Raw genomic sequence first — 24,815 nt, forward strand, 5'->3', positions numbered from 1 at the left:
GTCGTCGCTTCAGTTGAAGCTCTTGCCTTCGGCGGCCAGCTTGGCCAGCAGCGGCGCCGGCTGCCAGAACTCGGCGTCGTCGTTCGGGTTTTGCGCAAAACGCTTCATCGCCTGCACCACGTTGTACAAGCCGTAGGTGTCGGCGTAGCACATCGGGCCGCCGCGATGCAGCGGGAAGCCGTAGCCCGTGAGGTAGACCATGTCGACGTCCGATGCGCGCTGCGCAATGCCCTCTTCCAGCAGGCGCGCAGCCTCGTTGACCAGCGCGAAGACCAGGCGGTGCACGATCTCGTCGTCGCTGATGGGGCGCGGCGTGATGCCGGCCGCCTTGCGGTGGTCTTCGATCATCTTCTCGACCACGGCCGAAGGGATCGCGTCGCGCTTGCCCGGTTGGTAGTCGTACCAGCCGGCGCCGGTCTTCTGGCCGAAGCGGCCCATCTCGCACAGCAGATCGGCGGTCTTCGAGTAGCGCAGGTTCGGCTTTTCGACATAACGGCGCTTGCGGATGTACCAGCCCACGTCGTTGCCGGCCAGGTCGCCCATGCGGAACGGGCCCATCGCGAAGCCGAACTTCTCCACCGCCTTGTCGACCTGCTGCGGCGTGGCACCTTCTTCCAGCAGGAACCCGGCCTGGCGGCTGTACTGCTCGATCATGCGGTTGCCGATGAAGCCGTCGCACACGCCCGAGACGACACAGGTCTTCTTGATCTTCTTGCCCAGTGCCATCACCGTGGCCAGCACGTCCTTCGCGGTCTTCTCACCGCGCACCACCTCCAGCAGCTTCATGATGTTGGCGGGGCTGAAGAAGTGCGTGCCAATCACGTCCTGCGGGCGCTTGGTGAAGGCGGCGATCTTGTTGACGTCGAGGGTCGAGGTGTTGGAGGCCAGGATCGCGCCGGGCTTCATCACCTTGTCCAGCTGTTCGAAGACGGCCTTCTTGACCTCCATGTCTTCGAACACCGCTTCGATGACGATGTCGGCGTCGCCAATCGCGGCATAGTCCAGCGTCGTCGACAGCAGCGCCATCGTGGCCTCGTACTTCTCGGGCTTGAGCTTGCCCTTCTTGACCTGGCCTTCGTAGTTCTTGCGGATCGTCGCGACGCCACGCTCCAGCGCATCCTGCTTCATTTCCAGGAGGACGACCGGCGTGCCGGCCGACAGGAAGTTCATCGCGATGCCGCCGCCCATCGTGCCGGCACCGATGATCGCGACCTTCTTGATCTCGCGCAGCGGCGTGTCTTCCGGCACGTCGGCGATCTTGCTGGCCGCACGCTCGGCGAAAAAGGCATGACGCAGTGCCTTGCACTCGGGCGTCATCATCAGGCCGACGAACAGCTCGCGCTCATAGGCCAGGCCGTCTTCGAACTTCTTGCTGACCGAGGCTTCGACCGCGTCGACGCACTTCAGCGGCGCCGGGAAGTTCTTGGCCATCGCGCCCACGGTGTTGCGGGCGAACTGGAAGTAGCCGTCCGGGTTCGGGTGCTTGACTTTCAGGTCGCGCACCAGCGGCAGTGGGCGCTTGTCAGCCACCTCGGTGGCGAAGGCGATCGCGCCTTGCAGCAGATCACCATCGGTGATCAGCTTGTCGAACAGCTTCTGCCCCGGCAGCGAGGCCAGCAGCTCGCTCTTCACCGGGTCACCGCTAACGATCATGTTCAGGGCCGTCTCGGCGCCCAGCACACGCGGCAGGCGCTGCGTGCCGCCGGCACCGGGCAACAAACCGATCTTCACCTCCGGCAGCGCCACATTGGCGCCCGGCGCAGCCACGCGGTAGTGGCAACCCAGCGACAGCTCCAGGCCACCGCCCATGCACACGCTGTGGATCGCCGCGACCACGGGCTTGTTGCACAGTTCGACCAAACGGATCAGCGACAGCAGGTTCGGCTCCGCCAGCGCCTTGGGCGTGCCGAACTCCTTGATGTCGGCGCCGCCCGAAAATGCCTTGCCGGCGCCGGTGATGACGATGGCCTTCACGTTGGCATCGGCCTGCGCGCGCTCCAGGCCTTCGGCCACCGCCAGGCGGCTCGCATGGCCCAGCCCGTTGACCGGCGGATTGTTCAGCGTGATGACGGCCACCGGGCCGTGAAGTTCATAGCTGGCGCTCATGTGCGGGGTCCCTTCAAGGTGACTTCAGACGTGGCAAAAATAGAACGATCGTTCGATTCTAGGGACAATCGAATGCCCTTCAGTGTCTCTGCAGTGACAGGGGATGGGCTAGGTGAAACCCTAGGCACCCAGCGACGAATTGGCCGCGGCAAACGCAATGGCGCACCTATGCTCGCGGCTTCACTTTTCTGCGTCGCCATGTTCACTGTCCTCAACCGCCGCCCTGCCCCGCTGGCCCTGTTGATTGCCAGCCTGTTCGCTGCACCCGCCGTGATGGCGGCCGAGGCCGCAGACACGACCACGAAGAAATCCCCCTGGAACGTGAACCAGCCGCCGGGCGAAGCGCGCATCGCCGAGATCGATGTCCGCACCGGCACCTGGATCAGCGTGGACGTCAGCCCCGACGGCAAGACCCTCGTTTTTGATCTGCTGGGTGACCTGTACCTGCTGCCGATCGCCGGCGGCGACGCCAAGCCGCTGACGCATTCGATCGCCTGGGAGCACCAGGCCCGCTTCTCGCCCGACGGCAAGCGGATCGCCTTCATCAGCGATGCCGGCGGCGGCGACAACGTGTGGGTGATGGACGTCGACGGCAGCAATGCGCGCGCGGTCAGCACCGAAGACTACCGGCTGCTGAACAACCCCGTCTGGCATCCGGACGGCCAGTACATCGCCGCACGCAAGCACTACACGGGCACCCGCTCGGCCGGCTCGGGCGAGATCTGGCTGTACCACGTCAGCGGCGGCAAGGGCGTGGCGCTGAACGAGAAGCCGAACTGGCAGAAAGACCTCGGTGAGCCGGCGCTGTCACCCGACGGCAAGTTTCTCTACTACTCGCACGACGCAACGCCGGGCAAGACCTTCGAGTACAACAAGGACTCGAACAAGGAGATCTTCAAGATCTTCCGCCAGGATCTGTCGGACGGCTCGGTCGAACCCTTCGTGCAAGGCCCGGGCGGCGCGATCCGCCCGACACCGTCGCCCAACGGCAAGTGGCTGGCCTTCGTGCGCCGGGTGCGCAACCAGAGCACGCTGTTCGTCAAAGACCTGACGACGGGCGTCGAGCGCGCCGCATGGCCCGGGCTCGAGCGTGACCTGCAAGAGGCCTGGTCGGTCTACGGTGTCTACCCGGCCTTCGCCTGGACGCCCGACTCGCGCTCGATCGTCTCGTGGGCGCGGGGCAAGCTGTGGCGCATCGACCCCTTCAACAACACCGCGGTCGACATCCCCTTCCACGTGAAAGACACGCGCGAGCTGCGCACCGCGCAGCGCGTGATGCAGACCGTGGCGCCGGACGAATTCCCGGTGCACCAGCTCGGCTCGGTCAACGTGTCGCCCGATGGCTCGCGTGTCGTCTACTCGGCGCTCGGCCACCTGTATGCGAAGAACCTGCCGAACGGCAAGCCCTACCGGCTGACGACCACCAACGACCGTTTCGAGTTCTCGCCCAGCTTCTCGCGCGACGGCAAGGAACTCGTCTACGTCACCTGGAACGATGATCAACTCGGCTCGGTGCGCAAGCTGCAGCTGGACACCAACCGCGAGACGGTGCTGACCACCGCGCCGGGCAAATACGTGGAGCCGCGCTTCTCGCCCGACGGCAAGACCGTGGCCTACGTGAAGGCCAAGCCTGGCATGCTGACCTCGCCGTGGCACGCGCTCGAGACCGGCGTCTACCTCGTCAGGAGCGACGGCAGCGGCACGCCTCGGCGGCTGACAAAGGAAGGCGAAGCACCGCAGTTCGGCGAGCGCAACGACGAGGTCTACGTCTCGCGTTTCAGCATCACGAACGAGGTCGATCTGAAGCGCAAGTTGGTGCGCATCGATCTCGACGATCGGCAGGAGACCGAGGTCGCGAACGGCGAATTCGTCTCCGACTACGCCGTCTCGCCGGACGGCAAGTGGCTCGGTTTCGCCGAACGCTTCCATGCCTATGTGACGCCGCTGCCGCGCACCGGCAAGCCCGTCACCGTCGGGCCGAAGATGGAGTCGTTCCCGGTTCGCCAGCTCGACGTGAATGCCGGCCTGGCCATGCACTGGAGCGGCGACAGCCAGCGACTGCACTTCACGATCGGCGATGAGCTGTTCACCACCGCGTTGGCCGACGCGTTCGCCCCCGGCACCGACAAGACACCCGGCTACAAACCGGCCGAGAACGGCGTGCGGATCGGTTTCAACCAGAAGACCGACAAGCCTCAGGGCACGATCGCGTTGGTCGGCGGGCGCATCGCCACGATGAAGGGCGACGAGGTGATCGACAACGGCGTGGTCGTCGTCGAAGGCAACCGCATCAAGGCGGTCGGCCCGGCGGCGCAGGTGCAGGTGCCGCCGAACGCGCGCCAGGTCGACGCACGCGGGCAGACCATCATCCCCGGCCTGATCGACGTGCACTGGCACGGCCCGATGGGCGACTCGGGCATCGTCCCGCAGCAGAGCTGGATCAACTACGCGTCGCTGGCCTTCGGCCTGACGACCGTGCACGACCCGTCGAACCGCAACGACGAGGTGTTCACCCAAGCCGAGCTGCAGCGCGCCGGCCTGGTGGTCGGCCCGCGCATCTACTCGACCGGCTCGATCCTCTACGGCGCCAAGGCCGGCGTGACGGCGGTGGTGAACAGCCTTGACGATGCCCTGACCCACCTGAAGCGCCAGAAGGCCGAAGGCGCGATCAGCGTCAAGAGCTACCAGCAACCGCGGCGCGAACAGCGCCAGCAGGTGCTGGAGGCCGCGCGCCAGACCGGCATGATGGTGGTGCCCGAGGGCGGCTCGATGTTCCAGCTGAACATGAGCATGGTGATCGACGGCCACACCGGCATCGAGCATGCGCTGCCGATCGCCGAGGTCTACGACGACGTCAAGCAACTGTGGCCGCAAACCGGTGTGGGCTACACGCCGACGCTGAACGTGGCCTACGGCGGCCTCGACGGCGAGCACTACTGGTATGCCCACACCGACGTCTGGAAGCACCCGCTGCTCAGCAAGTTCGTGCCGCGCACCGTACTCGAATCACGCAGCGTGCGCCGGCCGATGGCACCGGAAGAAGACTACAACGTCGTCCGCGTGGCCCGGACCGCGACCGAGCTGCAGCGCCAGGGCGTCAAGGTCAACATCGGCGCGCATGGCCAGCGTGAAGGGCTGGGCGCGCACTGGGAAATGTGGATGTTCGGCCTGGGTGGCATGAGCCCGCTCGAGGCCATCCGCACCGCGACGATCAACCCCGCCCATTACCTGGGCCTGGACCGCGACCTCGGCTCGATCGAGCCCGGCAAGCTGGCCGACCTGGTGATGATCCGCGGCGACGTGCTGGCCGACATCCGCCAAAGCGACCAGATCAGCCACGTGATGCAGAACGGCCGGCTGTTCGACGTGCCGACCCTGAACGAGGTCTGGCCGCAAGCCAAGTCACGCAAGACCTTCTTCTTCGAAGGCAGCGCCGGCACCGGCATGCCGGTCGACATCGAGTCATCGAGCCACGGCGAGGACTGACAGCGGGCGCCGGCCGCAGGCGAGGTTGCACCTGGGCGCGCTCCGGCCTGGCGCATCCGGCGTCAGATGGTGGTGCCCTCGGTACCCGCTCAGCCGCCGGCGCGCTTCACCGTGCGCCCGTCGGCCTGGAGCAGCGCCATCACCCGCTCGACATGGTCACCCTGCACCTCGACGACGCCGTCCTTCGCGGTGCCGCCACTGCCGCAGGCGCTTCGCAGCTTCCGGCCGTAGGCTGCCAGGTCGTCGGTGCCAAGATCGAGCCCGCGCACGACAGTCACCGTCTTGCCGCCGCGCCCCTGCTTCTCACGGCTGACGCGCACGATGCCGTCGCCGCGCGGCGACGGGGCGGCGGCGCAGGCGCATTGCGCCACGGGACGCCGGCACGCCGGGCACATCCGCCCGCCATCGGTGGAATAGACAAGGCCGCCTGTGGTGCGTGGCTTCATGGCGCGAATTGTCGCCTTGCCCGCGGCGCTTCGCGCGAACCCGTCCTGTCGCGCCGCCAGGCGGCTGGGTGGGCCGGCGGTGCAGTCCGTCGCAGCGGGCTCGCGGGCCGATCGGCATGCAACGACAGTCCAGGCCTTCGCAACATGCTGTCCCCAGTCGACCCATGAAATCCACCTTCCTTCTTGGCCGCATCGCCCTTGCCGTCCTCAGTCTGGCTGGCGCGGCATCCGCACAGGCTGCGCACCCGCCCGCAGACGGCGTCAAACCACCCCAGGTGGTCGAGGCGGTGATCGGGCAGATGAACCGCCACTACGTCTTCCCCGAGGTGGCGAAGAAGGTCGAGGCCGGCTTGAAAAGCAAGCTGATGGCCAAAGCGTTCGACCAAGCGGCTGACGGCGACGCCCTGGCCGCGGCGTTGACCGATGAACTCGTCAAAATCACGGGCGACAAGCACATCCGTGTCGGCTACAGCGCCGAGCCCTTGCCGCCGGGCGGCGACGCCGCACTCGGCGCCGAGGCGAAAGCCGCGCAACGCGAGATGGAGCGGCAGCACAACTTCGGCGTCGAGCGCGTCGAGCGGCTGCCGTTCAACATCGGCTATGTCGATCTGCATGGCTTCGCCACCTTGGCCGATGCAGGCGACACCATCGCCGCCGCGATGAGCCTGGTCGCGAACACCGACGCGCTGATCATCGACCTGCGCCAGAACCACGGCGGCGAGCCCGCGACGGTAGCTTTTGCGCTGAGCTACCTGTTCGACGAACGCACGCACCTGAACGACCTCCAATGGCGCGAGGGCGGGCGCACTGAACAGTACTGGACGCACGACTGGGTGCCGGGCAAGCGCTTCGGCCAGGCCAAGCCGGTCTATGTGCTCACGTCGGGCGCCACCTTCTCCGGTGGCGAGGAGTTCGCCTACGACTTGAAGAATCTCAAGCGCGCGACGCTGGTTGGCGAAGTCACCGGCGGTGGCGCCAACCCGGGCGACATGCGCCCGTTGACGGCGCACTTCGAGATGTTCGTGCCCTCCGGCCGCGCCGTCAGCCCCATCACCCACACCAACTGGGAAGGAAGCGGCGTGCAGCCCGATGTGGTGGTGGACCAGGCCCGGGCACTGGACGTGGCGCAGTCCCGGCTGCTGCAGGGCATGTTGGAGCGCGAGCAGAACCCGCGCCGCAAGGCCTCGTTGCAGCGGCGGCTGGACGAACTGGCAGGCAAGGTCGCGGTGAAGTAGCGCCGCGACATCCCGGTCGCCGAACCACAGCGCGCCCGCCGTCTGGCCCAGGCGCGCCCCATCACCGGGGTATGGGGCCTTGCCTCCCAGTCCCGACCGTCTTGCAAAGCAACCGTCCCTCATGCAGCTGTCGTCGATTCCAATGCTTGCGGGCGCCGCGCTCGCCATGCTGGCTGGTACCAGCCATGCCGTCGCACCGGCGCCCTTGCGCACCGAGCTGACGCTGACCCATATCGCTGCCGACAAATGGCGCGCCGACTACGTGTTTGCCGAGCCGGTCACCGCCGTTGACTTGGGTGCACAAGTCGGCCCGTACCGCAAGCAGGCATGGCGGCCCCTGACACCGGGGGTAGAGCTGGTCACCCATCAGGGCAACGACGCCATGCGCAGCGCCGTGCCGGTGACCAGGCTGAGTGTGGAAATCAGCGCCTACGATGGTTTCACCGAGGCGCAGTATTCACCGATCGACCGCTTTTCCGACGGCGGTTGGGACTTCCATGTCGGCTTCCTGCATGGCAGGCTGACCCAGGCCGAGCGCAAGCGCACCATGGAGGTTGCACTGCATCTGAATGGCTTGCCCGGCGAAACAGTGATCGCGCCCGGCAAGCCTGGCACCGAACTGATGGGTTATGCCTACTTCGGGCCGGCCAAACCGGTCCGCATGGGCAACGTGAACGTCATCATCGACCCGAAAACACCGGCCTGGCTGCGCGAAACGCTTGAGCAGACGACCGCCAAGGTGTCGGAGTTCTATGAACAGGCGTTCCAGCGGAAATTGATCGATACGCCCTTGGTGGCGGTGGCGCTGGTCGGGTTCGACGGGCCCAGCAGCTTCAATTTCAAGGGCGGTGTCGCCGGTGGTGGCCTCGCCTATCGCCTACAGGGAAGCGGCCTGGTCGACGACCATCCCAAGAAGCGCAGTTATGTTGCGCGCCTGGTGGCGCATGAAATGGCGCACTTGTGGCAGATCAATCTGAAGCGCGGCGGCATCGGTGAAGACGCCGCCTGGATCCACGAAGGAGGCGCGGAAGCGCTCATGCTGGCGGCCGTGCGCGCGACCGGCATCCTCACTGAAGAAGCGAGCGACCAGCACGCGCAGGACCTGCTCAAGGAGTGCGATCACCTCAAGGGCGATGAGACGGTCTATCGCGGCTTCTACGCCTGCGGATTCAAACGCTTCCATGGGTATGCGCTGGCCCCGGTGCCGCTGTGGCGCGCCATGATGGAAAGCAGTGAAAGCAGTGGCGAGTTCTATTCAGAACCGATGATCCGGGCCATTCTCAAAGGCGCACAGAAGCTGCAGTAGTCGCGGCCGAGCAGGCGAGGAGCACCGCTGGGCCGTGCCGCCTTGCTCTGCGTCAGTCGTCGAGCGAGTCATCTGACCTTGATCACGACCTTGCCTTGGGTGCGACGACGGCAGCCGATCGGCATCTACACTGACGCGCACGCCTCAGACTTCGTCGGAATCGTCACCATGACAAAGCGAATCGCCTCCTGTTGTTGCGGACAACTTGAAGCCAAGGTCAGCACGGATCCAATCCGGGTATCTGTCTGCCATTGCCTTGCATGCCAGCGCCGCACCGGGAGTGTCTTTGGTGCGCAGGCTCGGTTCTCAAGGGAGGCCGTGCAGATTTCCGGCCAGGGAACGCGGTTTCTTCGAACTGGTGACGAAGGCACCGAAATCACCTTCACGTTCTGTCCCCAATGCGGATCGACGGTCTTCTACGAAATGGCAGGTCGAGAAGAGTTCATCGCAATCCCCGTTGGCGCATTCGCAGATCCAGGCTTTCCTGCTCCATCGTTCTCCGTCTACGAGGATCGGATGCACAGTTGGGTGCAGATGCCAAAAGACATCGAGCACATGGCGTGATGCCGACCCCGGCGCGCGCGCCCTTCACCTCGACTCCGGCTGCCCTACACGTGACCACCATTCTTCGCGCTCGCTTCCCTGCCGATGTCCATGAGGTCATCTCCATCTTTCGTGAGTACGTCGCCAGCCCCACCGTGAGCCTCGACTTCCAAGACTACGAGAGCGAGTTTGCAGACCTGCCGGGCAAATATGCCGAACCAGACGGTCGTGTTCTTCTTGCCTGGCAGCAGAGTGCGGTCGTTGGCTGTGCCGCGCTTCGCCGTGTGAACGGCTCCGCCTGTGAACTCAAGCGGGTCTATGTTCGTCCTGGCGCGAGAGGCAACAGCATCGGCCGGCAGCTCGTCGAGTACATGATCCGTGAAGCCCGGGGTGAGCGCTACTCCACCATGTGCCTGGATGTCTTGCCGGAGTTCGTTGCCGCGCAGCAGCTCTACGAGTCCCTCGGCTTCTCGCCCGCCGAGGCGGTGAGCCACAACCCGATTCCCGGCACCAGGTTCCTGGCACTCACGTTGTAGGCGGCAGATTCAGCCTCCCCCCACAGCCAAGGGGACGTTCATAACCGGTCTTCACGCGCCAACATCGACCATCCCTATTCACCACATGCCAAGATCACTCGTTGAATCGCATCTCTTCCAGCCCATCGGCCCCTACAGCCACGCCGTCGTGGCGGGAGGCCAGGTCTTCATCTCGGGAACGCCTGGCGTCGATCCGAATACGGGTCAACTGGCCGGCAACGATGCATACCTGCAAACCCAACAGGTACTGAAGAATTTCCAGTCGATGCTTGCCGCGGCTGACGCAACGCTCGACGACATCGTCCACGTCCAAGTCAATCTGGTGAACGTCGCCGACTTCCCGGAAATGAATCGGGCTTATGCCGAGTTCTTCGCCGAGCCGTATCCAGCGCGAACGGTCATCGGGATCGCGTCGCTCCCGAAGGCGGGTGCACTGCTCACGATGAATGCCATCGCCGTACTCAAGACGTGACGGCCAACGCTTCCCTCCTGGCATTGATCAAGGCTCTCGCGTCAGATTCCACTTCTGCCCCCACTGCGGCTCTACCGTCTACTACGAGCCCGAGGGATGGGAGGAGTACCTTGCCATCCCCGTCGGGGAGTTCGCCGAGAGCTTCCCGGTGCCGATCGTCTCCGTCCACGAGGAGCGAATGCACGGTTGGGTCATTCCTCCAGCCGACGCCGAGCACATCCGCTGAGCGGGCAGCCAGCTGACCACCCTGGCGTTTCCTGGAAACCGAAGCCCCACCGCCGATGCGCGGCACCGGCGACACGTTGCAGTCGAAAGGAAGGCATGACACTGCAGTTCAGGCCCTACACGTGGACGCGAATCGCCACGAATGACGGCCGGTTCAACGATTTCGCGCCCTACGTGGCCGCCATCAACGACGATGGGGTCGTTGCCTTCCAGGCGACATTGAGCGATGGGCACAGCGGCGTCTTCACGAGCGACGGCACGTTCATCACCGAGGTCGCCGTGACCGCGTCCACCGCCTGTCCGGCGCGCTTGTTCTCGAGCCACCCCGACATCAACCAGGCAGGCAAGCTCGCCGTCTACGCGACGCTGAAGAGCGGTGAGGCGGCCGTGCTGCTGATGCGCCCCGATGGCAGCCTGGCGGCCACGGATGGGCTGGACTGGTTCAACGAGATCGGCCCGATGGGGCCGACCATGAACGAGCATGACGACGTGGCCGTCCGTGGAACGTCGCAAGACGGACGGGCATGCATTCGTGTGTGGCGTGGCACCCAGTTCCAAGCCATCGCCGAAGCAGGCGATCGGTTCAGCCGGTTCGAAGGTCTACCCGTGGTCAACAACGACGGGCATGTCGCGTTCCGGGCGGATCTGCCCGACGGTCGGCAAGGCATCTTCGTCCATCGGGATGATCAATGTGCCGCCATCGCGTTGACGGGCAACGATTTCGTGGCGATCGCGCGCTTTCCAATCATCAACGACCGCGCAGACGTCGCATTTGCAGCCAGGCGAGCCTCCGGTGTCTGGGGGATATTCACCGCAGCCTCAGGCCGGCTGGCGTGCGTGGTCGACGCTGAAGCAGGGTTCGAGAGCTTTCGCGGCGTCCTGATCAACAACGCCGGGCCTGTCGCCTTCTACGGAACGCCCGCAGGCGGACAACTCGGCATCTATACGGGTATCGATCCGATCCGGCACAGGATCCTCGGCCTTGGCGACACCGTCTTCGGCGCCACCGTTGTCGACTTCGCATTGAATCCCGTTTCCATCAACGGACTCGGTCAGCTGGCGATCCGCGTCGCGCTCGACGATCGACGTCAATTCATCTTGCGCGGCGACCCGGTGGTGTGAGGTACGCGTTGGTGTGCGTTGCAGGGCGATCGTCTCGATCGTGAAGGCATGATCCTTGCGCTCAATGCCCGCACTTCCGAGAACGAACAGGCGAAAGTGCTGGGCATATCCCGGCTGTTTTGGAACAGGTTGTGCGCGAACGACACGCTGGCTCGTGGCGAGGTGGACATCCACCGCCGGATGCGCCCGCAACCGCAATGCGCACTCCAGCGCAAGAACGTTCGTCGGGTCCGACACGACTTCGGTCGCGCGCGGCGCCGAGAGGACACGATTCTGATGAGTCGGGCCGACGACCGAGCAGGTTCCGATAGGCGCGACCGGCGAGAGTTCGACAGCCTCGAAGCGCTCTGCGGCCGCCAGCAGGTGGCTGTCGATGGCCAGCATCGCACGCAGGTCGACGGGTGCAGGCACACAAAAGGGATCGCGGCTGTACTGAGCCACAAGATCCGTCGCGCTGCGCGCCAGCGCGCGCGCATGCATCACTTCGAGCAGAAGAGACTGGACAATCGCCCGTGGCATGGTCGAAGTACGAAAACTGGTAGTAGCAAAAGCCCCACTTCGGGTTGTCGGCAAAAGCTTGGACAGGACGTTCGATCATGTGCGGGCGGCTCCGGTTGGGTAAGGCCGACTGACGGTCTGTCTAGGCCCGATCGTCTCGGCGTTGATGCTGCAACCCCCACTCACCCATCGCATCGAGCACCGGCACCAGCCTGCGTCCGTAGTCGGAGATCGCGTACTGGGAGGTGATCACCTTGCCCACGGGCACGACCGTGCGCGTGACGACCCCATGGGTCTCCAACTCGCGCAGGCTGCGGCTCAACATGCGTTCGGATGCAGCGGTGGCGCGCTGCAGCTCGCCGAAGCCGGCGTCGCCCTTTCGCAGGTGCCAAAGGATGCGCGGCTTCCATCGACCGCCGATCACCTCCACGGTGGTCATGACGGGACAGTCGTGCATCTTGTCGACGCTGGATCCTTCGCCCAAGCTACTCAAACTCGGACTGCTTACATCGATGTCAGTCATTGAAGCGGTAGGTGCTCGCCCGTAGAGTTTGCTCGGTCCAATCACCCAAGGGTTCTATGTCGAGCAAGTATCGTCGCTTCATGGCCGTGCTGGCCTGTGTGGTCCTGTCGGGTTGCGCCGCCTCCAGCGCGCCGCCTTCCACCCATGCGCTCGCGGACTTGGTGGCGCGCTCGGACATCATCGACCTCACGCACACGCTCGATCAGGACTTCCCTTACATCCCCGTGCCCGGGGTCACCTTCGGCTTCGCGCTGGAGCCGATCGCCACGATCGAGAAGATGGGCGTGGCCGCGAACGCCTGGCGCATCCACGAACACATCGGCACCCAGATCGACGCCCCGAGCCACTTCAGTGCGGGCGGACGCAGCCTGGAGGCCCTCCAGGCACAGGCCCTGGTCGTGCCCGTGGTCGTCATCGACTTCCGTCGCCAAAGCGCACTCGACCGCGACGCGGTGATCCAACCCGAGGACATCTTGCGCTGGGAGCGCGAGCACGGGCGCATTCCCGCAGGCGCGGCGGTGGCGCTGTACACGGGTTGGGATCGCAAGATCGGGCAAGCGTCCTTCATCGGCCTGGATGAGGGGCATGTGAAGCACTTCCCTGGCTTTGGCCCGGACGCTGTGCGCTTTCTGGTTCGACAAAGAGACATCTGGGGTGTTGCCGTGGACACCATCTCGTTCGACGTCGGCATTGACGGCAGCTACGCAGCGCACCGCGAGTTGCTGGGCGCAGGCAAGTGGGCCTTGGAGGCCCTCAAGGATCTGGACCTGCTGCCGCCGCAGGGCGCCACGCTGTTCATCGGTGCGCCCAAGGTCCGTGGCGCGACCGGGGGCCCGGCACGGGTGCTCGCGTTCGTGCCCAAGGTGTCTGCACGGCCGCTTGCCATGGCAGGCACCTGGAGCAGCCCCGGCGTCGAGACGACGCCGGGGCCGCGCACCACCCACCTGACCCGGACCTTCCAGTTCGATGCCAACCGCTGGTCGGTGGCGTTCACCGTGTTCGCCGACGCCCGGGGAAAGGTCCCGCTGGTGCGCGGCCACAACGAAGGGTCGTACACCCTGGGCAGGGCGCTTCCCCTGGCCGAGGCGGTGGAAGCGGACTTCTCCTTCGAGCGACGCTCCCTGACCCCCTTGACGGAAGATGTGGCCGCCACCCTGACGGCGGCCCGCTGCGGCGACGCCCCGTGGAAGGCCGGCCAGTCGCAGGACGTCACCCGCGGCGGCTGCGCAGTGCTCCGGGTGCCCCCGGCAAGCCAGTGCCCGCGCGAGTATGACCTGGTCCGGATCGAGGCCGGTCAACTCCGGCTCGGTCCTCGGCCGCAGGGCAGCGACCTGTGTGAGCCGCAGCGCCGACCGGCCTACGCCGAAGGCGCCTCGTTGCGTCGGCAGTGACGGTGCGGTTCACCCACGCACAGCCAGGAAGAGACCCCGCGCCGTACCTGAGCGACAACCCCCAGACCGGCATCGGCGCTTCGCCCTCAATCCTCCACGCCCACCACCCGCCGAATCTCGTCGGTCTTGAACCCGAGCGCCATCGGCGTGTGCACGCCGGGCAGTGGGATCACATCACGTCCTAGAGTTAGTCGACGATGCCTTCGATGCGCAGCCAGTGCACGGCGAGGTCCTGCTGACGATGATGATGCCGTGGGCGGCCTGAGGCCCGGTCACTTCAAGATGTCGCCCAGCCCGGCCGCCTTGCAGTCGTCCGAGGGCATCGGCTCCTTTGACCGCAGCGTGAACTCGGTGGCCGAGAAACCGCCCTGGGCCTCGATCGTCACGATCAACGCGCCATCCTCGTGGCGGGAGGTGAAGCCCCCCAAGCCCTTCAGCCGCACGAACTCCCAGCCAGAGTCCAGCCAGGCCCTCGAGGCGAACGTGACATTGCAGGCCGTCGCTGGCGGGGCAAAGAAACGGTTGGCGACCAAGTCGACATGCAGGCAATCCGACACCGGCACGAGTCCCCTCGCCTGCGACGCAGCCAGGAACTGCGCGCCGGCGACGCTCTTGACGCAACCCTGCGAACCGGTCGCCGCAGACGCGGGAACCGATGCCGCGTCCGACGCCGCGACCTGCGGCGCCGATGGCGCCGCGCCAGCCGCCGCCGCCGCCGCCGCCGCCAACCACGATGCCACCGCGCGGAAGACCATGATGTCTAGGGCCTGTCAACACTACGGAGGCCCGTGCGAACGGGCCGTCCAGGGATGCAGGGCAAGGCGTCCGCCGCCGCCAAGGCTCGAGCCTGGGCAAGGTGGGCAACGACGCCATGCGCCCTGTACGACCCGTTCCCGAAGGGTTGCCACCAGAACAGCCGACCGCGGCGTTGCAAAGCCTCGCCGGGGCTGAGCCCGGACAGGAGCAGTCCTGGGGACTGGTCCTGCCAGGCGAAGGGACCGAGCGCTGCGAGGTCGCGGCCTGCAAGGCCGCACCCCGGCTTCGTTTTGTGCCTTGCGCTCGACTTGTTCTGGTGGCAACGCATCGGGTCTCCGTAGTGTTAGCAGGCCCTAGTTGCCCCGAAGCGGCGGGATGTCCAAAGCCAGCACATTCGGAATGTCCAGCTGATGGCGGATCGCCCCGTTGATGCGAACGTAGTGCGGGCCGGGCACGGCATTGAAGTAGTACATCCCGTCGTAACCCGTGCGATAGCTCAGGCACTGGTTCGTCGGCGCGAAGCACAACTCCACGAACGCCTGGTTCATCGGAAACGACCCACCGGGGGTGACGAAGTCGACCCTGCCGCGCACGTTGACGGCCCACGCCACTGTCGAGGCCAGCATGAGGGGCACGGCCACGCCGATCCTATGGATTCTCATTGCCATATCTCCTGCCGATCTCGAGCCACACGGGCGCGATGCCGCTCATCTTCCGGCCCGCGTAGTCGTGCTGGATGCGGCGCATGTCGTTCAAGTCGAGGATCTCGGGTCTGGTGCTGAGCGGCGACAAGCTGAGCCGTGCGGTTGGAAACTTGCCGTTGTTTGGAATGACCCAGAACTGCACTGCGTTGGACGATGCGAGCGTCAGGCTCGGCTCCAGCTCCACCCGCACCTGCTGCATCTCACCCATGTTGGCCGGTATCACCTCGCCGCCAGGCGAGCGCAGGTAGACCGGCACTTCGACCAGCCAGGCCTGCTGTTCTCTGATCGCGTCCGCGCGCTGCCGCGCCTCCTCGAGCCGCATCGCTTCGCTGTCGCGATAGATCCAGGTGGCCGCGCCGAGGAGGATGACGTAGGTTGCCGTCGAGCCAACCACGTTGAAGCGGAACTTCAGCCGGCCGGCCTCGGCTTCGCCGCTGGCGACGTTTGCGTCGCCGGCGCCCCGGCCCCGTCGCGGCGTGAGAATGAGGTAGAGCACGGCCGCGGGCATGAGAGGAACCAGCAGCAAGCAAGCTGCCACCAGCAACGGCATGACGAGGTTCACGTCCACCTTCAGTCCTTTCGATCCGCGCCAGGCAGCGCTGTAGAGCCTGCCGCCATTGCGGCGCCTCAGAGCACATCGATGGAGTGAAGCATCGTGCGGCAAAGGCGAGCCGAAGGTGACGTAGATCAATCCAACCCTCACAACCGGCATCCGCGTCCGGCGCAGTGGCAGGCGTGCGTCATGCCCGCTGCACGAAGCCAGCCGCCTTCCGGCCTTGAAGCGGAACCCGCGTCGTGGCGGGCTTGGAGTTGAGGCCGCCGGCCCTCAGCGCCATGACGCCGAGAGGCGTCGTGCGCACGCTCTATCGGCATGCTCGGGGTGGTGAACAAGATCCACCTGGCCGCGCCTCACTGAGACGTCGCGATCCGCTGTCCGCCGTCCCGGCACTCGATCAAACCGTTGCTTGGCTTCACCAACGATCGACGGGATCTCGGGCCTTCCGACCAGATCGAACATGGTTTGTGCCATCGATCAACGCGACAACCGACATGTCCATGGCCACCGCTCTCCCGCAAGCCTGGCCACGAAGTGCCGGCGGTGCGCGCGCGAGAACCTTGCGCTTGCTCAACCCCAGGACACTTGAATGGATTCAAGCTCGCCCGGGCAGGCTCTGGCGCGGGCGACGTTGGAACACGAAAACGTCACAGTCGACGCGCCGAATGTCGACCGCCACCGACTTGCGAAGGTGTTGGGCCTCGCGGTGACGCAGCGCATCACGTTGGCACCAGCTGTCGGGTATCCGGGCCGCGAGGCCTGAGGGGAACGCATCGCCATGAAACAACCGCTTCAGATCCGCTTCCTCGGTATGGCAGCGTCGGGCGCCGTCGAGGCGGCTGCGCGCAGGAAGGCCGGCAAGCTCGACGTATTCTGCCCGGACATCATGTCGTGCCGGGTGAGCATCGAGCAGACGCACAAGCACCAGCATCAGGGACGGCCCTTCGCCGTGCGTGTGGACCTGACGCTGCCGGACCACGAGCTCAGCGTCGACCGGGTACACGACGAAGACGTGTACGTCGCCTTGCGCGAAGCCTTCGACGACATGAAACGCCAACTGGAGGATGCGGTGCGGCGCAGGCGCGGACAGGAGAAGCAGCATCCGATTCCCCTGCACGGCGAAGTGGTCCGTTTCGGCGACGAGCGTCAATGCGGCTACATCCGAACACCCGAGGGGGACGAGTACTACTTCGACGCCGACAACGTGGCGGGCGTGCCGTTCGAACATCTGCAGCTCGGCACCGAGGTCCAGTTCATTCCAGAGGTGGCGGCGCAAGGCCGGCAGGCCAAGCGCGTGAGCATCGGCAAGCACCACGCCGGCTGAGCGCCGGGCAGAGCGAACTCCGCGGGCACCACCGGCGCCGGCATGGTCCCGTTGGCCTTCTCCGCGAGTCGCATGTACTCGCGTGCGTCATGCATCCAGGGTTCGTACAGCACGGGCGGCAACGGCTCGGGCATCACCTGGTCGATGCCCCGGCCGAGCATGACGTCGCCCGCGAGGAGCAGGGTGATCGTCTCCAAGGCGCGTCGCCCTATCCCTTCACGCAGATCAGCGGCTGCAGGCGGGCGACCTTGCGCGCCAGCCCGGCTTCATCCGCCGCGTCGACCACGGCCGCGACGTCCTTGTACGCGCCGGGTGCTTCCTCCGCTATGCCGCGCGAGGAGGCGCTCTTCACGATGATGCCCCGCGCCGCCAGATCGTCGACCACCTGGCGGCCGTGCCAGTGCTTGAGCGCCTCGTGGCGGCTCATTGCGCGCCCCGCGCCGTGGCAGGCCGACGAGAAGGCGAGTGACTCTGACTCGCGCGTGCCCGCGAGCACATACGAGCTGGTGCCCATCGAGCCACCGATCAGCACCGGTTGCCCCGCGATGCGCAAGGGCTCGGGCAGGTCGAGGTGCCCCGGGCCGAAGGCGCGCGTGGCACCCTTGCGGTGCACGAAGAGCTCACGCAGCTCTCCGTCCACCCGGTGCCGTTCGAGTTTGCAGGTGTTGTGCGAGACGTCGTACAGCAGCGGCATCTGCGCCTTCGGAATGATGCGTGCGAACACCAGCCGCACCAGGTGAGTGAGGATCTGCCGGTTGGCGAGCGCGCAGTTGATCGCTGCGCGCATCGCGCCCAGGTACTGCTGGCCCAGCTCAGAGCGAAGCGGCGCGCAAGCCAGCTCGCGGTCGGGCAAGGTGAGGCCATGGGCGGGTGCCGCTTCTACCATCATGCGCAAGTAGTCAGTGCCGATCTGGTGGCCGAGGCCGCGCGAGCCGCAATGGATCGTCACGACGATGTCGCCGCGCCTGAGGCCGTAGGCTTCGGCAATCGTGGGCTCGTGAGTGTCGGTCACCTCCTGTACTTCGAGGTAGTGGTTGCCGCTGCCCAGCGTGCCCATCTCGTCGCACTGGCGCTTCTTCGCCATGTCGCTGACGAAGGACGGCTTGGCGTGCAGCATCTGTCCATGCTCCTCGATGCGCTCGAGGTCAGCCGCCGAGCCCCAGCCGCGCTCGACCGCCCACTTCGCGCCGCCGACCAGCATGTCGTGCATCTGCGTCTGGTTGAGGTGGATAGCCCCGCGGCTGCCCATGCCGGCTGGGATGTGGCTGAAGAGTGCGTCGGCCAGTTCGCGCTGCACGGGCATCACGTCGTCGCGGTGGAGCCCAGTGTGCAAGCTGCGGACGCCGCAGGACACGTCGAACCCGACGCCACCGGCGGACACCACGCCGCCATGCGCGGCGTCGAAGGCCGCCACCCCGCCGATCGGAAATCCATACCCCCAGTGCCCATCGGGCATCACGTAGGAAGCGCGCACGATCCCGGGCAGGCAGGCGACGTTGAGCGCCTGCTCGCGCACCTTCTCGTCCATGTCGCGCACCAGTGCCTCGGTGGCGTAGATGACCACGGGGACATTCATCCTTCCCGCCGGGGCGATTCGCCATTCACAAGGCCCGTGTTGCAAGAGAGCGTCGATGTTCATGGTCAAACGTCCACCACGGTTTGTGCCATCCACCCGCCATCGCCGGTGCGCGCTACGCGCAGCGTCGTGTAGGTGGCTCCCTTGACCTCCACCGCAGGCTCGTGTCGCTCGATCGAGGTCGCCTCTCCCGCGGCGGTGGCCTGCAGCCGACCGTCGAGCAACTCCACGTGGAAACGCCCGAACAGCATCCGGCGCACCGCCATCTCGAAGACCACCGCGTTGAGCCAGGCGGCCAGCAGCAACTCGTCGTCCGCGGCCTCACAGGCGATCGACACGGTCTGCTTGATGGCCACGCGGCTCGGGTCGGTGATGACGGCGACGAGCGCCAGAGCGGCCTGTTCGAATGCGGTAGCCTTGGTCAACCCGAAACCGCGCACGCCGACGTCGGCACCGTGCTCGAAGTGTTCCCAATGGTCGTGCATGGCGAGTTCCATGTCGGTGGGGCCGCGCTGCCTTTCCGGGTCGGGTTCGAGTGCGTCGGGCCGACCGGCGGCGAGCCCCGTTGGTATGAGCAGCCAGTGTGCGTTGCGCGGCTTCAGTACATATGCTGCCCGCCGTTGATCGACGGTTTGGCTCCGGTGATGATGGCCGCTTGCGGTGGCGCGAGGCACGAAACAATCCGCGTCAACTCGCCGGGCCCGCCCAGCAGCACTTGCAGATCGCCTCACCCAGCCCGCCGGAGCAGCCCGTGACGACGCCGACGCTGCCTGTCTCGCTCACCGCCGTCCTCCTGAAATGCCACCGATACGGCCATGCTGGCGCGAAGCTTCGGGCACCGATTGAGCCAGCGCAAAGAAGAGGCTTTGCCCGAGCCTAAGCTGGACGCGTATTGCCACCCTTTGCAGGAGCTCGTCGTGCCGCTGTTCATCATGCAAACCCAGGTGTCGGCCGATGCGCTGCACCAACCGAAGTCGCTGCAGACGCTGGAACGCCATGTCGCGGACCAGCTCCGCGAGCACTGTCCCGACGTGAAGTGGATCTCGAGCTATGCCGTGCTCGGACCTTGCGACTACATCGACGTGTTCGAGGCACCCGATGTCGAGTCGGCCACACGCGTGTCGGTGCTCGTGCGCAGCTACGGGCGGGCGCATTCGCAGGTCTGGCCCGCGCTGGCGTGGCAAGACTTCAAGAATGTGGTGCAGCAACTGCCCGAAGACGCCTCCAGGCCGCGCAGCGCATGACACGCCTGCGCTTGGCCGTGATCGGCTGGGGTCGGCTCGGCAAGGCGTGCGCGGAGGCATTGCGCGATGCGCCTGAATTGGCGCTGGCGGGCATCGTGCGCAGGGCGGACGCCCTTGGCGCCGCAAGCTCCAGCCCCATTCGTGGCGTGCCCTGCGTGGGGCACGTGAGCGAGCTGGAGGCGATCGACGCGGCGCTGCTGTGCGTTCGCAGCGAAGCTGCTCCGGGCGTGGCCCGCGAGTTGCTGCAGTCGCGCGTGCGACTCGTCGAATGCGCCGACTTGGCGGACGGGGCGCTGCGGGCGCATCACGATGAAATCGCCCATCTCGCCAAGCGCTATCGCGTGGGCGCGGTGGTCGGCGCCGGGTGGGATCCGGGGCTGCTGCCTCAGCTCCAGCGCCTGTTCGAGCTGCTGATCCCGAAGGGGCACTCGCAGGTGACGCGGCGCGTGGGAACCGCACTTCACCATACCGCAGCCGCTGAAAACGTCGCCGGAGTTCGTGGCGCACTGTGCAGCGAGTTGCGTGACCCCGACGGCGGCACGCACCGCTACGTCTATGTGGAGCTGTCCCGCGGCGGCGACCTCGAGCGCGTGCGGCAGCAGATCGAGGGCGATCCGCTGTTCGCCGACGAACCGACGCAGGTGCTACCGGTCGACGACCTCGCCGCGCTGGAGCAAGAGAACCGGGGCGTGCTGGTCGAGCGTCTGGGCGACGGCGTGGGCGGGCCGCACGCCAGCCTGATTCTCGAAGCGAGACTGGACCCGATCGCATTCACGGCACGGTTGATGCTGGACGCGGCTCGCTCGCTGTCGCCTCACGCACGCGGCGCTTGGCGCTATACGCCTTGCGGCCTCGTCCCTCTGGACGGCCCCGGCTGAGGCTGTCCCGATGACAAGCACCGTCCCGTGGGTTCCGGGAGCGTCGGCCCGCGCCGCCTCCACGCGTCGCACCTGAAGCGTGCTGTCGGCGGCCGAGCTGCACGCACACCGAAGGGCTACGGTCATCGGTCGGGCAACCCGTACCACCGCCCCGGCCCCATTGCGGTGCGAGCCCCGGGCCGTCATCGCCTTCTGGGTCTCATTCCTCCACGCTCACGACCCGCCGAATCTCGTCGGTCTTGAACCCGAGCGCCATCGGCGTGTGCACGCCAGGCAGCGGGATCACGTCGTAGAGTTCGTCGACGATGCCTTCGATGCGCAGCCAGTGCACGGCGTCGCCGGTGCGCAGGTCGATCACTTGAATGCCGCATCGGGCCTGGGCGCCGCGCTCGCGCAGGCGCTCGTCGAGCGGCAGGCCGCTGAAGGTCTTGTTGTCGCGGGGCTTCGAAAGGCCGACGAGCGCGAAGTCGTCGACGAAGTAGAGGCCGCGCAGGTAGCCGGCACAGAAGGCCACGGGCACGAAGCGGCCGGTGTCGAGCTCGATGTGGCCGAACTCGCCGGTGCCTGAGTTCAGCACCCACAGCTTGCCGCGGTGCCAGCGCGGTGAGTGCGGCATGCTCAGGCCGCGGGCGACGGTCTCGTTGCTCGCCACGTCGACCACCACGCCGCCGTTGGCGCGATGCTCGCGCCAGCCGTCCACCACGTCACTGGTGCTCGCGGCGGTCACATAGGCCGGCTGGCCGTCTTTCATCGCGAGGCCATTGAGGTGGCAGCGGTCTTCGGCCGCCAGGCGGCTGACGAAGGGCGGGCGCCAGATCGGCTTGAAGCTGTGGGTGTCGCTCAGCGTCGCGAGGCAGCCGAACAACGTGTTGACGAAGACGAGCTGCCCTTCCCCATCGACCGCCATGTCGTGGATGTCGAGGTCGCCGGTGGTGTTGCCCAGCTGGGGCACGTAGAGCCTGTCGTAGCCATCTTGCGTCTGCCCCGGCTGCAGCACGTTCACGAAGCGCCAGACTTGGTAAAGGCTGCTCATGTAGAAGCCGTTGTCGGCCGGGCACAGGCCCATGCAGCGGTTGAAACTGCGCTCGAAGACGGACAGGTCTCGCTCCCGGCCGGGCTTCAGCCCGAGCAGGAACAGCTTGCCGATCTGGTAGGTCGTGAGCGCAATCGACAGCCGCTGCTGCGCCATCCAGGCCAGCATCTGGCGCGAGGTGGTGATCTCGAGCGCCGGGGCGGGCGCAGCAACGGTAGCGGTCATGGCGGGGTGTGTGACGCAGGCTGGACGCGCTGGTTCATCAGCAGCTGCGCTCGGCCGGCGACGCTGTTCCACACGGTGTAGGCCTGGCCACCGTGGAAGACGGTGCCCGCGTCCTTCCAGCCGTGCCAGGTGGCGGCCAGCGAATCGCCGGCGTCGCCGTCGATGACGAGCTGGTGGCGGCGCGATGTCTGCTTGAACTTGTGGCTGCCGTTCGTCCACCCGAGCGCGGCCTGGTTGCCGGCGTTGATCAGGTTCATGCCGGCCATGTCTTGCACATCGGCCACGCCCAGGCGAAGCTGGTTGTCACCGCCGCCGGTCAGGTCGATGCGCTCGATCGATTCGATGCGCGACGCGTTGCCCGGCATGCTCATGCCCTGGCTGAAGACGTCGCGCAGGTTCAGTGTGACATTTGCTCCCGCCAGGCTGAGCGTATCGAAGCCGGCTCCGCCCTCGATGCGGGCCAATTGCACGTTGTTGCCGCCCTCGCCCAAGGGGGATCGCAGCGCCTTGACGTTGCTGGCGTCCAGCACCAGCGTGTCGTCGCCGGGGCCACCGTAGAGCACATCGGCGCGGCCATTGCCGATCAGCACGTCGTTGCCGGCCCCGCCCGCCAAGGACTCGCGCACTGGGCCGCCGGTCAACGTGTCGTCGGTCGGGCCGCCGATCTGGTCGAAGGCCAACGGTTTGAAGGCGGCGGTGGTTCCGCCAAACACCACGTAGCTGCGTCCGGCGGTGTCCGCGTTGGGCAGGTCGCGCATGGGCGCACCGACGATCAAGTCGATCAGCCCATCGCCGTTCACATCGCCGGCGCACGCCACGCTCGTGCCCATCTCGCCGTAGTGGCCTTCGCTGAAGATCGTGATGCCGTCTGCGGCACCGCCGGTCACATAAGACAGCCAGAGCGGTGCCGGGTCGGTCTTGCCGAACACCACGTAGCTGCGGCCGCCGTAGTAGCCATCGGTCGGTGGCTCCGAGTCGGCGCCGGGGGCACCGATCAGCACGTCGGACAGACCGTCGCCGTTCATGTCGCCGACGCTCGCAACGCTTTGGCCGCTGTAGTCGTAGCGGATGGCTTCACCCGCGATGACGAACCCGTTGCCCGCACCGGTCTCGAAGTCGCGCAGCTGGACCGCCTCGGTGCTCGTGCGGCCGAAGACGACATAGGTGAAGCCCCGCGCCCAGCGGCCGTACTTCCAGTAGTTGCCCGGCGCGCCGATCAGCACATCGGCCAGGCCGTCGCCGTTCATGTCGCCGGCGGCCGCCACGCTGGTGCCGCTGCCGTCGTATTCGTCCCAGCCTTCGAGCTTGAAGCCGCCGACGCCGGTGGCGACCGTGGCCAGGTCGATCGGCACGGTGCCGGGCCGGCCGAATACCACATAGCTGCGGCCGGCGCCGCGGTTGAGCGTCGGGACACCGATCACCAGGTCGGCCAGGCCGTCGCCGTTCACATCGCCCGCGCCGGCCATCACGCTGCCGGCGTGCTGGGCTTCGCCATTGATCATGACGCCGCCTTGGCCCTGCGCAATGGCGGACAGCTCGACCGGCGCCACGCCCGTCTTGCCGAAAACGACATAGTTGCGGCCGATGTTCGATTGCCCGATGCGCTCGTAGCGGACGCCAACGGCCACATCCGACAGCCCATCGCCGTCGTAGTCGCCCGCCGGAGCCACGGCGAAGCCGCTCGCGGTGTTGGGGCTACCGGCGTGGATTGCGAAGCCGCCGCCCAGCCCAGCCGCCACCGCCGACAGCTCGACAGCCGCGGTATCGGCCTTGCCGAACACGACATAGCTGCGATCCGCCGGGTCGGGCCTGCCGAAGCGTACGCCAACGCCGACGAGCAGATCCGCCAGGCCATCACCGTTGACGTCGCCAGCCGCGGCCACCGACCGGCCGCTGCCCAGGTTCACGCCTTCGCCGCGAATCACGAACCCGCCGTTGCCGGCAGCCACCGCAGCCAGGTCGACAGGCTGCGTATCGGGCTTGCCGAACACCACGTAGCTCGCACCGATGCGTTCGTCGTAGTCACCGGGGCCGTCGCCGGGCACGCCGATGATCAAGTCATCCAGCCCATCGCCGTTGACATCACCCGCGCCAGCGACGCTGTACCCGCTGAACGCCGCGCGAGGAACGCCGCCACCGATGATGAAGCCGCCTCGGCCAGTCGCAATGTCTTTCAGCGCGATGTTCTTGACGACCATCGGCCGGGGCCCCAGCGGCGACGCGGCGGCCTGCCTGGCGGCTGCCGGTGCGCAGCCGAGGGCTGCGGCCAACGCCACCGCGGTCAAGGCGACGGCCGGCCCCGATTGCCCAAGGTGCCGAGCCGGGCTGGAATCTCGAGAGGTACCCATCGCGTTGTCTCCCTGGTGCAGCACGACAACCGCCCCGCGCGGCACCGGCCCGCTGACGGACCGGCTCACCGTGAAACGCGCAACGTAGCACCAGCGCCCCGCGCCGTCCAGCGATTGACCCTTGCGTTGCCTAACCCAACAGTTGATAGGCGCCGATGAGATGGAACCTGAACGCCTGGTTACCAAACAGCGCGAGCCCGCAAGCCACCAGAAAGCGGTTTCAACCAGAATACCGAGCGGGAACCCGACACGCCCGTTCGAGGCAAAAGGGGGCCGGAGGAG

General features: G+C 66.5%; 22 protein-coding genes. 12 read left to right on the forward strand and 10 right to left on the reverse strand.

The annotated features are described in order from the left end of the window. Window positions 1–9 precede the first annotated feature (9 nt). On the reverse strand, window positions 10–2,106 hold the full coding sequence (locus VFY73_RS12255) for a 3-hydroxyacyl-CoA dehydrogenase NAD-binding domain-containing protein (protein WP_329719046.1): 2,097 nt from the start codon (window positions 2,104–2,106) through the stop codon (window positions 10–12). 198 nt (window positions 2,107–2,304) lie between these two features. Between VFY73_RS12255 and VFY73_RS12260 the strand changes: the two genes are divergently transcribed. Further along, the gene (locus tag VFY73_RS12260; RefSeq protein WP_329719048.1) at window positions 2,305–5,592 is read left to right on the forward strand and encodes an amidohydrolase family protein; all 3,288 of its coding nucleotides are present in this window, start codon (window positions 2,305–2,307) and stop codon (window positions 5,590–5,592) included. An 89-nt stretch (window positions 5,593–5,681) separates the two neighbouring features. Here the strand turns inward: VFY73_RS12260 and VFY73_RS12265 are convergent, their stop codons facing one another. Beyond that, complete coding sequence (locus tag VFY73_RS12265) at window positions 5,682–6,038, reverse strand: translation initiation factor Sui1 (protein WP_329719050.1); 357 nt, start codon at window positions 6,036–6,038, stop codon at window positions 5,682–5,684. A gap of 164 nt (window positions 6,039–6,202) precedes the next feature. Between VFY73_RS12265 and VFY73_RS12270 the strand changes: the two genes are divergently transcribed. From VFY73_RS12270 to VFY73_RS12300, 7 genes are all read left to right on the forward strand, one after another. After that, window positions 6,203–7,273, forward strand: a complete 1,071-nt coding sequence (locus VFY73_RS12270) for a S41 family peptidase (RefSeq protein ID WP_329719052.1) — start codon at window positions 6,203–6,205, stop codon at window positions 7,271–7,273. 121 nt (window positions 7,274–7,394) lie between these two features. After that, the gene (locus VFY73_RS12275; RefSeq protein ID WP_329719054.1) at window positions 7,395–8,579 is read left to right on the forward strand and encodes a hypothetical protein; all 1,185 of its coding nucleotides are present in this window, start codon (window positions 7,395–7,397) and stop codon (window positions 8,577–8,579) included. A 78-nt stretch (window positions 8,580–8,657) separates the two neighbouring features. Continuing rightward, a complete protein-coding gene (locus VFY73_RS12280; protein WP_329719056.1) occupies window positions 8,658–9,143 on the forward strand; it encodes a GFA family protein in 486 nt (161 codons plus the stop codon). Between the two features lie 50 nt (window positions 9,144–9,193). Beyond that, window positions 9,194–9,658: a GNAT family N-acetyltransferase gene (locus VFY73_RS12285; protein WP_329719058.1), complete on the forward strand. Its 465-nt coding sequence runs from the start codon at window positions 9,194–9,196 to the stop codon at window positions 9,656–9,658. 85 nt (window positions 9,659–9,743) lie between these two features. Next, window positions 9,744–10,130, forward strand: a complete 387-nt coding sequence (locus VFY73_RS12290; protein WP_329719060.1) for a Rid family detoxifying hydrolase — start codon at window positions 9,744–9,746, stop codon at window positions 10,128–10,130. Continuing rightward, a complete protein-coding gene (locus VFY73_RS12295; protein WP_329719062.1) occupies window positions 10,105–10,356 on the forward strand; it encodes a GFA family protein in 252 nt (83 codons plus the stop codon). The genes VFY73_RS12290 and VFY73_RS12295 overlap by 26 nt, the downstream gene beginning before the upstream one ends. Window positions 10,357–10,451: 95 nt before the next feature. Continuing rightward, a complete protein-coding gene (locus tag VFY73_RS12300; RefSeq protein ID WP_329719064.1) occupies window positions 10,452–11,477 on the forward strand; it encodes a choice-of-anchor tandem repeat NxxGxxAF-containing protein in 1,026 nt (341 codons plus the stop codon). Between the two features lie 640 nt (window positions 11,478–12,117). Here VFY73_RS12300 and VFY73_RS12305 read toward each other — a convergent pair. Further along, on the reverse strand, window positions 12,118–12,414 hold the full coding sequence (locus tag VFY73_RS12305) for a helix-turn-helix domain-containing protein (RefSeq protein ID WP_329719066.1): 297 nt from the start codon (window positions 12,412–12,414) through the stop codon (window positions 12,118–12,120). Between the two features lie 164 nt (window positions 12,415–12,578). On the opposite strand from VFY73_RS12305, the gene VFY73_RS12310 reads away from it, so the two are divergent. Beyond that, complete coding sequence (locus VFY73_RS12310; RefSeq protein WP_329719068.1) at window positions 12,579–13,889, forward strand: cyclase family protein; 1,311 nt, start codon at window positions 12,579–12,581, stop codon at window positions 13,887–13,889. Window positions 13,890–14,161: 272 nt separating this feature from the next. Here the strand turns inward: VFY73_RS12310 and VFY73_RS12315 are convergent, their stop codons facing one another. From VFY73_RS12315 to VFY73_RS12325, 3 genes are all read right to left on the reverse strand, one after another. Next, window positions 14,162–14,644 carry a hypothetical protein gene (locus tag VFY73_RS12315; RefSeq protein ID WP_329719070.1) on the reverse strand — a complete coding sequence of 161 codons (483 nt, stop codon included), beginning with the start codon at window positions 14,642–14,644 and terminating at the stop codon, window positions 14,162–14,164. A 354-nt stretch (window positions 14,645–14,998) separates the two neighbouring features. Then, window positions 14,999–15,307 (reverse strand): hypothetical protein, encoded by a 309-nt coding sequence (locus VFY73_RS12320; RefSeq protein WP_329719072.1) that lies wholly within the window; start codon window positions 15,305–15,307, stop codon window positions 14,999–15,001. Further along, window positions 15,294–16,040, reverse strand: a complete 747-nt coding sequence (locus VFY73_RS12325) for a hypothetical protein (protein WP_329719074.1) — start codon at window positions 16,038–16,040, stop codon at window positions 15,294–15,296. The genes VFY73_RS12320 and VFY73_RS12325 overlap by 14 nt, the downstream gene beginning before the upstream one ends. Before the next feature lie 643 nt (window positions 16,041–16,683). On the opposite strand from VFY73_RS12325, the gene VFY73_RS12330 reads away from it, so the two are divergent. Then, window positions 16,684–17,229, forward strand: a complete 546-nt coding sequence (locus VFY73_RS12330) for an HPF/RaiA family ribosome-associated protein (RefSeq protein WP_329719076.1) — start codon at window positions 16,684–16,686, stop codon at window positions 17,227–17,229. A 208-nt stretch (window positions 17,230–17,437) separates the two neighbouring features. Here VFY73_RS12330 and VFY73_RS12335 read toward each other — a convergent pair whose 3' ends face one another. Continuing rightward, window positions 17,438–18,805, reverse strand: coding sequence for an RtcB family protein (locus VFY73_RS12335; RefSeq protein WP_329719078.1), 1,368 nt, complete (start codon window positions 18,803–18,805; stop codon window positions 17,438–17,440). Window positions 18,806–18,870: 65 nt separating this feature from the next. Further along, window positions 18,871–19,479 (reverse strand): archease, encoded by a 609-nt coding sequence (locus VFY73_RS12340; RefSeq protein ID WP_329719080.1) that lies wholly within the window; start codon window positions 19,477–19,479, stop codon window positions 18,871–18,873. A 141-nt stretch (window positions 19,480–19,620) separates the two neighbouring features. On the opposite strand from VFY73_RS12340, the gene VFY73_RS12345 reads away from it, so the two are divergent. Both VFY73_RS12345 and VFY73_RS12350 read left to right on the forward strand, forming a co-directional pair. After that, window positions 19,621–20,049 carry a GYD domain-containing protein gene (locus tag VFY73_RS12345; protein ID WP_329719082.1) on the forward strand — a complete coding sequence of 143 codons (429 nt, stop codon included), beginning with the start codon at window positions 19,621–19,623 and terminating at the stop codon, window positions 20,047–20,049. Continuing rightward, complete coding sequence (locus VFY73_RS12350; RefSeq protein WP_329719084.1) at window positions 20,046–20,927, forward strand: hypothetical protein; 882 nt, start codon at window positions 20,046–20,048, stop codon at window positions 20,925–20,927. Before VFY73_RS12345 ends, VFY73_RS12350 begins: the two co-directional genes overlap by 4 nt. A gap of 199 nt (window positions 20,928–21,126) precedes the next feature. On the opposite strand, the gene VFY73_RS12355 is transcribed toward VFY73_RS12350, so the two are convergent. Both VFY73_RS12355 and VFY73_RS12360 read right to left on the reverse strand, forming a co-directional pair. Further along, entirely contained in the window at window positions 21,127–22,185 is a 1,059-nt protein-coding gene (locus VFY73_RS12355; protein ID WP_329719086.1) for a TIGR03032 family protein, read from the reverse strand. Then, window positions 22,182–24,533 (reverse strand): hypothetical protein, encoded by a 2,352-nt coding sequence (locus VFY73_RS12360; RefSeq protein ID WP_329719088.1) that lies wholly within the window; start codon window positions 24,531–24,533, stop codon window positions 22,182–22,184. The genes VFY73_RS12355 and VFY73_RS12360 overlap by 4 nt, the downstream gene beginning before the upstream one ends. Window positions 24,534–24,815 lie beyond the last annotated feature (282 nt).

It is taken from the genome of Ideonella sp., assembly GCF_036277275.1.
In the GTDB taxonomy this organism is placed as follows: Bacteria; Pseudomonadota; Gammaproteobacteria; order Burkholderiales; family Burkholderiaceae_C; genus Ideonella.